The 11136-nt window shown below is 51.5% G+C and carries 10 protein-coding genes; all 10 read left to right on the top strand.

Translation table 11 applies throughout. The features are described 5' to 3' along the window. The first annotated feature begins 2 nt into the window (after positions 1-2). The 10 genes from Q8K39_RS22725 (at position 3) to Q8K39_RS25030 (ending at position 10958) form a co-directional block, all read left to right on the top strand. The gene (locus Q8K39_RS22725; RefSeq protein WP_305263445.1) at positions 3-3620 is read left to right on the top strand and encodes a hypothetical protein; all 3618 of its coding nucleotides are present in this window, start codon (positions 3-5) and stop codon (positions 3618-3620) included. A gap of 9 nt (positions 3621-3629) precedes the next feature. Then, on the top strand, positions 3630-4799 hold the full coding sequence (locus Q8K39_RS22720) for a hypothetical protein (RefSeq protein WP_305263444.1): 1170 nt from the start codon (positions 3630-3632) through the stop codon (positions 4797-4799). A gap of 3 nt (positions 4800-4802) precedes the next feature. After that, on the top strand, positions 4803-5783 hold the full coding sequence (locus Q8K39_RS22715; protein WP_305263443.1) for a LamG domain-containing protein: 981 nt from the start codon (positions 4803-4805) through the stop codon (positions 5781-5783). After that, the gene (locus tag Q8K39_RS22710) at positions 5780-6169 is read left to right on the top strand and encodes a hypothetical protein (protein ID WP_305263442.1); all 390 of its coding nucleotides are present in this window, start codon (positions 5780-5782) and stop codon (positions 6167-6169) included. The genes Q8K39_RS22715 and Q8K39_RS22710 overlap by 4 nt, the downstream gene beginning before the upstream one ends. A 3-nt stretch (positions 6170-6172) precedes the next feature. Continuing rightward, positions 6173-8083, top strand: a complete 1911-nt coding sequence (locus Q8K39_RS22705; RefSeq protein ID WP_305263441.1) for a hypothetical protein — start codon at positions 6173-6175, stop codon at positions 8081-8083. Continuing rightward, a complete protein-coding gene (locus Q8K39_RS22700) occupies positions 8076-8297 on the top strand; it encodes a hypothetical protein (RefSeq protein ID WP_305263440.1) in 222 nt (73 codons plus the stop codon). Before Q8K39_RS22705 ends, Q8K39_RS22700 begins: the two co-directional genes overlap by 8 nt. Before the next feature lie 122 nt (positions 8298-8419). Then, positions 8420-8614 carry a Com family DNA-binding transcriptional regulator gene (locus Q8K39_RS22695; protein ID WP_305263439.1) on the top strand — a complete coding sequence of 65 codons (195 nt, stop codon included), beginning with the start codon at positions 8420-8422 and terminating at the stop codon, positions 8612-8614. Beyond that, positions 8583-9425, top strand: coding sequence for a DNA cytosine methyltransferase (locus Q8K39_RS22690; RefSeq protein WP_305263438.1), 843 nt, complete (start codon positions 8583-8585; stop codon positions 9423-9425). The genes Q8K39_RS22695 and Q8K39_RS22690 overlap by 32 nt, the downstream gene beginning before the upstream one ends. 270 nt (positions 9426-9695) lie before the next feature. Beyond that, on the top strand, positions 9696-10298 hold the full coding sequence (locus Q8K39_RS22685; protein ID WP_305263437.1) for a hypothetical protein: 603 nt from the start codon (positions 9696-9698) through the stop codon (positions 10296-10298). Between the two features lie 465 nt (positions 10299-10763). Further along, positions 10764-10958: a YodC family protein gene (locus Q8K39_RS25030; protein WP_370868669.1), complete on the top strand. Its 195-nt coding sequence runs from the start codon at positions 10764-10766 to the stop codon at positions 10956-10958. Positions 10959-11136: the final 178 nt, after the last annotated feature.

Here is an 11136-nt window from a genome sequence, read left to right as displayed (position 1 = left end):
CGATGCCTATACAAGCGGGCGATGTCGCCCTGGTGACATCCAGAGTAATGGACGATGTACCCGAAGGCGGCGGCGGTCCCACTGCCACAGCCATAGTGGACGGTACAAGCAACAGCATTTTCCCGGACATATCCGAGCTGGATAGAGCTGGTGGCCGTGTCAACTTGCGCAAGGTGTTTGCATCTGTCCTGACAAACAGTGTGGACACCTACTTTGGCGCAAATGTGATCGTGGCTGAGCCACCGACAGACCCTAAAGTGTCAGTCACCCTGTTTTCTACTGGCCAGGTGTTTGATACCAGGGCATCTGCTAAAGGCAGGATTGAGTCTTATCTGTCCCTGGGTGCGAGGTATCCCGGCAACCTGTTCGGCGACCATATCGCTGGCCAGCGCATTGTCACGCTCCTGCAGCGCGAAAGCATTCCAGCGCCTGCAGTAGGAGATACGCTGGTCATGCGCAAGAATGACGGCCTGCCGACACAGCTAGAGCAATACGTAAAAATTATAGCCGCGTCTTCCCGCGTCCGCACCTTCACAGACGTGACTGGTGACTTCACCCGCCTGGAAGTTTCTTTAACGCTGAGTGATGCACTGACAGCCGATTTTGCTGGCCTCGATGCCACACGCACCGAACCAACAGCCAGCGATTACATCGGCAAGACCCGCATGTTTTCCACTATTGTGGCTGATGCTGCCCGCTACTATGGCGTGGTCCCGCTGGTGCAGGCCGCAGCCACTGGCGACCTCGTCGTTAAAGGTTCCAGCATCTTTACGCAGCTTGTACCCAGCACACGGGTGGAAGTACCCATTGCAGATGCGCGTATGAGCCAGAGGGCATTACCCTTGCTCAAGGCCGGGGAACCATACACCAACACGGTGAATGCAGCTTTGAACAAGTCGCAAGCGCTGTACATAGGCGGCAAGATACTGCCAGGCTCGTTTAGTCTGTCGGTCGGCAGTGTAACCGTGACAGATAAAGGCGGCGTATTGCTTAACGCTGATATCGCAGTGGGCGCAATCGATTATGAAAACGGCGTGGTATCCGTATCCACCAATATTTTTGGCACAGGCACAAACAACACTACCTACACTTACACGCCTGCAGACACGCCCACATCCGTCACATCATCGATAGGCGTACCTGTCACAGCCCAGGGCCAGCGCGCAAACTGGGTGTTTTCCATCGCGTCCATCCCGGCGCGTGGAACCCTGCAAGTCAGTTACCGGGCATTGTCCCGCTGGTACGTATTGAGCGATGATGGTTCTGGTGCTATTCGTGGTTCAGAAAGCGTCATAGGTGCAGGATCGGTTAATTTCTCAACAGGGACGGTTTCCGTGACCCTGGGGACGTTGCCGGACGTGGGCAGCCAGATCATCCTGCAATGGGTCGATACATCCACCTCCCGCCCCATGGCGCTGATCCCTGGCCAGGCTGGCGACCAGGTCAAAGCCTTTGGCAAGGTCGTCACCATCAACGACGCAATCAAGCCAGGTTCCCTCATGCTGACTTGGAACGATGGCGCGGCCCGCACAGCCACGGACAGCAATGGTGCGTTAACTGGTGACGCTACCGGGACAGTAAACTACGCGACAGGTAAAGTACATTTCTGCCCTAAGACACTGCCCGCTAAAAATGCAGCAGTGGTCATGACCACCACCAATGCCGCTGCAATCATTGGTCCCATCCCAGCGTTTGCGGACGGCGGTGCTAGCTGGACGTTCTCAGTCGCAGGCCCAGTCAGGCCCACCACCTTCCTTATGTCGGTGTACACGAACTACAGTGGCCAGACCTGGTATTCATCCAGCGCCGGAAAACAAGAACTGCTGAAAGTCATCGACGATGGCGCTGGCCATCTGCAAATCGCCAATTACGACAGCAATTTAACGGTAGGCTCCATTAACTACACCACAGGCGAATGCACCCTATTCAAAACCGTAGGCGGCTACAAGAAAGAAGAAAACAACTATCAGAGCACCAGCTTTCTGCCGGATGGCTCTGTACAGTTTGGCCAGGTCATCAGCAAGACCTTATACACCCGCACGCTGAACATACAGAACGGCGCAGCCACGCCGCCTGGTGAAATGACCGCGCCCTGGGCATGGTGGACAGGTACGCAGCATAACGCTGCAGAAATCATGTACGTGGGTTCAGATGGCACTGGCCAGACCTACAATTTCACAGTCGATAGTCTGTTTATGCCGAGCGCCCCTGTGCCGTCAGCCTTTAACCTCAGCGGCAAACGTCACTTTGTTACCTCGGATAATCGCCTGGTGCGTGACATATCCCTGACGACAGGCACAGGCACGCTCTGTGGCTCCGTAGGGACAGTTTCAAGCGTCAATGGTGTGGTGCTGAGTGACTGGGCTGCAGGAGCTGCCAACACGCCCAGCAGTATCGCTGGCATTGAATCCGAAGGCACTGCAGCCCTGACAGATGCTGTTACCTTCAGGACAGCCGTTGCGCCACTCTTTAACGGCGGCTTTACCCTGGACGGCACAAAACAGAACGGTGATAATTTCTCTGTCACGCCAGACATAAATGGCATCATCAATAATCCGGCTTCTGGTGTTTTTGGGATCGTTGATTTTAATAACGGCATTTGCTCCCTGCGTTTTGGCACTGCAGTGGACGACACCCACGCCAATGACCCAGGCGTGATGAATCTGACTTACCTGGGGATTGCGGGCGTTAAATACGTCAAGACCAGTGCCGTTAAAACTGACTCGCTACGCTATAACGCTGTCGGTTATTCCTACCTGCCACTTGATCAAAACATCCTGGGCCTTGACCCAGTACGCCTGCCGACAGATGGCAAAGTGCCTATTTTCCGCCAAGGTAGCTTTGTGGTGGTCGGCCATACTGCCACCATCAATCCAGGAGCAGTGGTCAACGGCCAGACCATCAACTGTGCCAGGGTGCGCTTGTCGCGCATTCGTGTGATAGGTGGCAATGGCCAGGTGATCAGCGCTGGCTACACGCAAGACCTGGAGGCCGGGACCATCACTTTCGTGGACGTGTCCAGCTACGTTATGCCTGTGACAGTTGAGCATCGTATCGAAGACATGGCCATGGTCACGGACGCACAGATTAACGGGCAATTGACACTATCCAGGGCATTAACGCACAACTTCCCGGTCGGGTCTTACGTATCCAGCGCCATGATCATAGGCGACACACACGCCCGCGTGTCCGTGCTGTTCGACCAGGCGACATTCAACAATACTTGGCAGGACACGGTCAACGGTGCAGATGCGCAAGGCACATACAACGACACGCTTGCACCTATCGTGGTGACCAATAAGGGCGCACTGACGGAACGCTGGGCAATCCGGTTCACGAATACCACCAGCTTTGACATCATCGGCGAACACGTTGGTGTGATCGGTACAGGCTCTACCACTGCTGACAGTTCGCCAATCAACCCAGCGGCCAACGTGCCATATTTCACCTTGAAAGCCATCGGCTTTGGTTCCGGCTGGGCAGTGGGTAACGTTTTGCGGTTTAACACCATCGGCGCGACTAATCCTGTCTGGGTGGCCAGGACCATCCTGCAGGGGCCACCAACTACCAACAACGATAAATTCACGCTCCTGGTGCGTGGTGACATTGATCAACCTTGAGAGTAAAACATGCCAAACACAACAGTTAAATACTTTAGTTCTGATATGCCAGGCGCGCCAGTCTTGTCTGGCCTGGCGGGCAGCATGATCGCTGTCTTAGATGCCTGCCTGATCAATGGCTTTGGCCTGGTCTCTGTCACGTCTGCAGTCGTTGCGGGCAATGTAGCCACCCTAAACGTGGGCGCTGGCCACAGCTTCACTGTAGGCACTGTGGCGCTGGTGGCTGGTGTTACATCGCCTGCAGAACTAAACGGCGAAGCCAGGGTAACTGCTATTACTGCCAATTCAATATCGTTCGTCACAACTGGCATATCAAACCAGACCGCAACTGGCACTATCACAGCAAAGCTGGCTGGTGCTGGCTGGGCCAAGGCTTACACAGCGACCAATACAGCCGCCTACAAGCCCAATGATGTACAGTCAACCGGGTGTTACTTGCGCCTGGACGATGCAGGCACGATACACACCCGCGCCATTGGTTACGAAACTATGGCAGACATTAACACTGGCTCTGGTCCATTTCCAACCAATGCCCAGGTAACAGGTGGATACTGGTGGCAAAAGTCCGGTACAACAGATGCAACTGCGCGGGCCTGGCTGGTGTTTGCAGATGGCAGGATGTTCTATCTGGTCAGGTATCCAAGCACGTCTTATCCCACAGTTCCAGAGATTACTTTTTTTGGTGATATCTTGCCGACTAAAACCAGCGGTGATGCTTATGCATGCGCTATCACTGGCAACCCTACAGCGTTGAACAACTCCTACCAGGCCAACTCTGCGCAACTCTACTACTCTATTACAAGCCAGGCAGACATTCATTTCCCGCGTTCCTACACTGGTCTAGGTTCATCCATACCTATGGTTAGAACGTTTCCGCTCATGAATGGAGACACTGGCAATTATTCTGGCAATGTGAGTGCAGCGATGTCTTTCCCGAACGGCGCAGACGGTGGGGTCTATGCCGTTAATTTTGCGCTCTGTGAATTTGGCAGCAAAAGCTATAGAGGCAATTTACCTGGCGTGTATGCGATACCACAGGCGAATGCATTTAACGCGCTTAGCACAAAAGACATAGTCATAGGCCAGGCTGATCTTGCAGGCAGGACGCTGCGCGCCGTAGTTTCTACCGGGTCGATTAATGGCGTGGTCTTGTTCGATACTACCGGACCATGGAGATAGCGCATGGCTGATCCATTCTTTTTAAATACGCCACTTATCCTGCCCTTTGATGGCGCGAACAACAGCACAACCATAGAGAACGCTGGCGCAAAAGGCATATCCATTTCAGTTAATGGAGGGGCGAAGCTCTCGACCGAACAGAGTAAATTCGGTGGCTCCAGCTTAAAGGTGAATGGTAGTCCTGACTATTTGACGTTTCCTGATGTGATCCTGGGTAGTGGTGATTGGACTATCGAATGCTGGGTATATCTCCGTAGTGCGCCAGTTAGCTATGCTGCGCTGATGGTCAGCAATGGCGAAGCCGGGCTATATCTTTACGATACGACCCTGATTTTCTATCCAAACAATACGGGCAACACTGGAACCTTAAGCCTGAATACCTGGCACCACGTTGCAGCAGTGCGTTCTGCTGACAAACTCTATCTCTATATCAATGGTGTGGCAGGCGCAAACGCGCCGACAGTGTCTGGCGCATTTAAGATGAATACGATTGGCTCTGCAAGAGGTGTTCAAGGTTCGCAGTCCTATATAGACGACGTGCGTTTTACTGCAGGTGTTGCAAGGTACACTGGAAACTTCACACCGCCAGGTGCTGCGGACACAACACGGTCAGACATTTATTCCAGGACCGCGAATTTAGCGAGGCGCGTGTATGCAGCCACAACACAGTCTGCAGCCTTAAAACCGCTGCCAGTTGGCACAACCAGGAACAGAGAAAGTGACCTGTTGTTTGGTGGCCGTGGCCGCATATCTGGCGTGACGAAAGTCAAAGGCACACCAGATGCCGCCGTGTCTACCAGGGTAAGGCTCATACGTGAAAAAGATGGTTTGCTAGTCCGCGAAACCTGGAGCGACCCGGTCACTGGTGCATTCACATTTGCCAATATCGCCCACGGCATTAAATACACGGTGCTGACCTATGACCACAACCACAATGAACGCGCCGTGGTCGCTGATAATTTAACGCCGGAACTGATGCCATGATTTTAAGCGTATCCCAGGCACATCAAAACGCCAGACATGCTGGGTCGCTGGCCCATTTGGATGCCGGTTCCTCTCCTGCGAAGATACGCATCTTTGCAGGCGTACAGCCTGCGCCTGCCGGACCTGAAACTGAGCTATTGGTACAGATAGAACTGACAAAGCCAGCCGGGACGGTCACTGAAGGCGTACTGACGCTGACGGCCAGCACATTTGGACTGATAGCGAAAACAGGCCAGGCTACCTGGGCGCGTGTCATGACTGGTGCTGGTGAAATTGCTTTTGATTGCGATGTATCAGACCTGGCTGGCGACGCTGTGATCAAACTTGAGAAAACCCAGCTTTATGAAGGTGGCAAAGCCTTCCTTACTTCGGCTGTCCTGGGATAAAAAGTGTCTGAGTCTAGCCTTTTACTGTTTTCTGATGCACCACTGACAAACCCGGTTTTGCTGGTGTTTGGTAGCGGGCCAGCGGCTTATGAGCCAGTCGAGCTGGTGTTTTCAGAGAAGCCAGTAGAGAACCCGGTTACTTTGGTATTTGGCTGGCGTGACGTGGTGTTGCCGCCTGTTCCTGACCTTCATGGAGAGATGGCTGGAACATTCCCAGCGATGACGGTACAGAGTGTTGTGACCTATCTGTCAGACACGGCCAGGCCAGTGGTGGGCAGGACAAGCAATGCCTGGCAAAAGGCTGGTCATACTGATGGCAGCGTTAAATCAAGCTATCAGAGGATGCTGGCCAGCAGTTCTGCCAATGCTAATCGATGGCAGCATGCGCAGCCCTTGCAAGCAGTTGGCCAGGTCAAACTGGCCCGCACGATGACAGGTAACCGGACGGATGCAACAGGCAGCCATGCCGAGGCAGTCCATACAGAAATGGGCGTGCTGGCAGGTTTCGCGTCGATGTCGCCAAGGGCGCGGGTATCAGCCAATACAGCCTGGCAGTCTGCCAAAGTCGTTCGGACAGAGTTACGCCTGGCGTTTCAGTCCATGCAGCCAACTGGCCGGGCTGTACGCGTTACGAGTTGGAGCGATGGCCAGGCGCACCAGGTGCAAGGGCAAACCGCTTTCCAAAAGGCCAGCGGGTTCCAGGTAAAGGACAGTACCGCCTTTCAGTCAGCAATGAGGCCGCGACCAGGAAAAGCGGCTGAAGTCCTGCCGCCCGTTAAAACGCCTTGCTATGTGCCGCCCCTGGGCAGCGCTGTTGACCTGGTGTTTTCCGCTCCCTGGGCAGATAACGCCAACCTGGTGTTTGTTTGTGAGCGGACAGCGCCACCGATTAACACCATTGTCATACCCGTTAAAAGGACTTATATCGTGCTGAATGATGTACTGATCAAACGTGTTGAGGGCAATCACATTTTGCCCGCTACGACCCTGCAAATGCAGATTGATATGGATAGTTGGACCTGGTCGTTTTCGACATCTATGCCAGCATCTGCCTTGCCACTGGTCGAGCCTGGTCAGGCGGGTGACCTGGTGATTCTTGAGGCCACAGTCAACGGGCAAAAGTTTTCTTTGCTGGCTGAGGATATCCAACGCGAACGAACATTTGGAAAGTCCACCATATCAGTCAGTGGCCGTGGCTTGTCAGCCATGCTGGCAGACCCGTACAGCCCCATCCTGACGTTTAAAAACGATATTGAACGCACAGCGCAACAGTTGATGAATGACGCGCTAATGATTAACGGTGTGCCTATTGGCTGGTCTGTCGATTGGCGGATAGAAGACTGGCTGGTCCCTGCAGGCGTATGGAGCCACCAGGGCAGCTACATGTCAGCGTTGACGACTATTGCCAATGCGGCAGGCGCTTTCATCCAGCCTGATCCGACAGCCTTGACCCTGCGCATACTGCCACGCTTCCCCGTTAAACCGTGGGAATGGGCCAGCGCCACGCCGGATATTGAATTGCCGTCTGCAGCCGTCACAAAGGAGTCCATTAGCTGGACAGACAAGCCTGATTACAACGCCGTCTACGTGAGCGGAGCGACTGCAGGCGGCATCCTCGGATGCGTCAAGCGTGCCGGATCAGCAGGCGACAATTTGGCTCCCATGGTGACCGATGCACTGATCACCCAAAGTGCAGCAGCCAGGCAGCTTGGTATTTCAATCCTGGCTGAGACTGGACGCAACGCGACCTACTCGCTAAGCCTGCCAGTGTTGCAGGAGTCCGGCATCATCATGCCAGGGAAGATGGCCCGCTACGTGGACACAAACCAGGTGATGGGTGTCGTTAAAGGAGTGTCTTTAAGTGCCGAACTGTCCAAGGTTCGCCAGACTATCGAGGTGCAGACGCATGGCTAACATTTACAAAGTATTCAAAGACCTGATACCCGATGCGCCGCTATTTGTCGGCAAGGTCATCGCAGCCCGGCCTGGTCATTACATCATTCAATTGCCTGGAGGCGCGCAAGTTACGGCCAGAGGCCAGGCAGAAATAAATAAGATGGTGTTTATTAAGGACGGAGTAATTGAGGGTGAAGCACCCGATTTAACGGTGCAAATCATCGAAGTTTAGAACAGAGCGACCTGACCAGTGCGGTAACACTGATCAAGTCATCTGAGAAGCAGCATGCACTGCGCTCAAACCAAGGCCCTGCCACCTGTACAGGTGGGGCGCATAGTATCACGGAGCGTTAAATGCAGGAAATACGATGTGGAAATTGCAGTAAGAAGTTGGGAGCAGGTGAATACATTAGGCTCAGTATCAAATGCCCCAGATGCAAAGCTTTAAATGAATTGAGCACCAAGAGTGAACATGATGAACGCCACAGAGCGTCCTTATTTAACATAGAGGAAAATCATGTATGCAACAAAGAAACCAACAGTCGGTAGTCTCTTCGCAGGTATCGGCGGATTTGATCTCGGATTTGAGAACGCAGGATATGAAACAAGATGGCAGATTGAAATCAACCCAGTTTGCCGGGCAGTCCTTGCAGACCGATTCCCACATGCTAAACAGTTTAACGATGTCAGAGAATGCGGAAAGCAAAACCTTGAACCAGTTGATGTCATCGTCGGGGGATTCCCCTGCCAAGACGTTAGCAGCATGGGAAGAAGAAAAGGACTTGAAGGCCACAGAACGGGCCTCTTCTACGAAGTCATCCGCATCCTTGACGAGCTTCGGCCTAAATGGGTGGTCCTTGAGAACGTCGTCGGGCTGCTACATAGCAAAGATGGCAGAGACTTCCAGACGGTCGTCGAATCCCTTGCCGACTGCGGGTATGTGGGATACTGGAGAGTGCTTAATGCTCAGTATTTCGGAGTCCCCACGCGCCGCCGTCGCGTTTTCCTGGTCGCAGGTCTTGGACAGCACCCCCCAATTGAGCTGCTGGCTGACGCCGCAGCAGTGGGAACTTTTTCTGGCTCGACGAGCCCGGCAAACTACCCCGCAGAAGTCGATGGATGGGCTTATCCTACCCTTCTATCAGGGAGCGCAACCTCACAAATCAATATCAGTGGTTCGGGCCTCGTCTTTGCCGGAGAACACAGGCATAAGATGGTTGAGCGGATCGGAGAGGTTGAAAATAATGGGATTTGCCGGGGACTGGATGCGGCCAACTTTGCGGAAACTCATGCTGCCGGAAACGCCGTTGTCCCGCAAGTCGCGGAGTGGATCGCGGAGCGATTAATAGTAGTTACATAATACAATTAGCCAATTGGCGGTATGAAAAAGCCGCCTATCTTGAGTGGACTGCTGCACACATGATTCATTTTTAGGTTGAAAATATTAATTAAGTAACATTGTCCCTTGCGTTAAATCAGTTTTAGAATTAATGTTTATCTGTCATTTAAATGTCGTAAAAGGTAAATGTACGGTCCTTGGTTCAGCTTGGGCGTCTGTCAATCTGCATACTTTTATCGTGCTTGTGTATTCTTTGGCTGAATTGGCAATCAACAACGGGTAGAGACCAAAATGAGAGAGCAATTAGCTGCGCTACTTGATTCAAGATCGCATACCGAAACTACCCTATTGAACGATCGCTTGAAAGAACTTCGCAGTAACATGATGAGCACCAATACTTGGTATTCCAGCATGTATATAAATTCGACAGTAAGAATTTGCGCTGATTATATGGAGAACTACTGTAAAGGCGCCTTGGAAGATTATAAGCATGCAATTTCTTCGGACTCGGACAAATATGATGAAAATTACCTATTTGACACAGCAAGAATATTCTTAAGTCGCTTGTCGCAAGAAAAGGATGCAGTGCAAGGAATTCTCGAAAAAAATGCAGGTGACATTGCGGCCTCGATGTCGCCGAATGGCTTAGAAGAGTACCAGTACTTTGATATTACATTTCAAAGTGTTTGGGGAAAATCCAAAGCAGAAGCAGAAATATTCAATGCAAAGTTATTTGAAAGCAGGCCAACTCTTATTAACCTCTTAAAGGAAAAATGGGGAAGAAATCGTTTTTTTGGTACTATTTCAATAATTTTTGCACTATTTTTAGTCATTGCTGGCATTTTTAGTGCGTGGTCTTCAATTCAAGATACCTTAAAAAAATTATTTATTTAGTAAAATTCCCAACAACTGCTTGATACTCAAAAGGAGGTTCATATGTCAATCATTGCTCAATCAGGAAATACCACTGAAGTCTATCCATTCAAGGTCTATAGTGCCATTCAGGACGAATACATTCAATCAACTCGGTTTGCAACTAGTCGAGTAATAGAGTCAATTAATGGTGTGAGGATTGGGCCGTCTATTAGTGTTCCAAATGAAGACGTAACCGATGGGTTTACAGAGAAACACTATCAGCCAAAATAAACTTTGCCTTGTGATGGAAGAGTCCAAGATAAAAAGCCACTAGTTTTGAATTGAACCCCAAAAGCTGGACTGCAACTTTGGGCATCTTTCATGACTAAAAACGACGGCCAGTTCATGTTAAAGGTAGTACAGGAGTTCCTGAATGATAAAGCAGGATACAGAGTGGTTGCACAAGTAGAGTAATATTTTACAAGTTAACTTAGCGGAGGTTTTATGAACGGCGGTTTTAAACCAGGTGATGTGGTTCGATTAAAGAGTGGCGGCCCAAAAATGACAATGTCTGCATTTGAGGAGATTCCTGATTCTAAGGGTATGGCAACTTATGTGAGGTGCGTTTGGTTCAAGGGGAGTGATAAGGCATCCGATTTGTTTCGACCAGAAACAATCGAGTTGTCGAAAGAAGACTAGGATAAAAAGCCACTCAAAAGTGGCTTTTAAAATGTAACTCAGGTTGAAGCGATTGCCAACTACGTTACTCGATGCTGACGAAACGTCTGCAATATTGGGTAACTTTACTCCCCTCTCCCTATTTTGACTTGTGCAAGATCATCTGCAAACTAGTGCAAAGTCTTGCGCGGCCTTACAC

It is taken from the genome of Undibacterium sp. (genome assembly GCF_030683615.1).
Taxonomy (GTDB): Bacteria; Pseudomonadota; Gammaproteobacteria; order Burkholderiales; family Burkholderiaceae_D; genus Undibacterium; species Undibacterium umbellatum.
Note: the sequence above shows the minus strand (reverse complement) of the source record. Positions and strands in the feature narration are given on the sequence as shown.

Excerpts from the sequence above, each read along its gene's own strand:
- Q8K39_RS22725 (WP_305263445.1), top strand. The coding sequence starts at position 3 with ATGCCTATACAAGCGGGCGATGTCGCCCTGGTGACATCCAGAGTAATG.
- Q8K39_RS22715 (WP_305263443.1), top strand. The coding sequence starts at position 4,803 with ATGGCTGATCCATTCTTTTTAAATACGCCACTTATCCTGCCCTTTGAT.
- Q8K39_RS22685 (WP_305263437.1), top strand. The coding sequence starts at position 9,696 with ATGAGAGAGCAATTAGCTGCGCTACTTGATTCAAGATCGCATACCGAA.
- Q8K39_RS22700 (WP_305263440.1), top strand. The coding sequence starts at position 8,076 with ATGGCTAACATTTACAAAGTATTCAAAGACCTGATACCCGATGCGCCG.
- Q8K39_RS22695 (WP_305263439.1), top strand. The coding sequence starts at position 8,420 with ATGCAGGAAATACGATGTGGAAATTGCAGTAAGAAGTTGGGAGCAGGT.
- Q8K39_RS22720 (WP_305263444.1), top strand. The coding sequence starts at position 3,630 with ATGCCAAACACAACAGTTAAATACTTTAGTTCTGATATGCCAGGCGCG.
- Q8K39_RS25030 (WP_370868669.1), top strand. The coding sequence starts at position 10,764 with ATGAACGGCGGTTTTAAACCAGGTGATGTGGTTCGATTAAAGAGTGGC.
- Q8K39_RS22710 (WP_305263442.1), top strand. The coding sequence starts at position 5,780 with ATGATTTTAAGCGTATCCCAGGCACATCAAAACGCCAGACATGCTGGG.
- Q8K39_RS22690 (WP_305263438.1), top strand. The coding sequence starts at position 8,583 with ATGTATGCAACAAAGAAACCAACAGTCGGTAGTCTCTTCGCAGGTATC.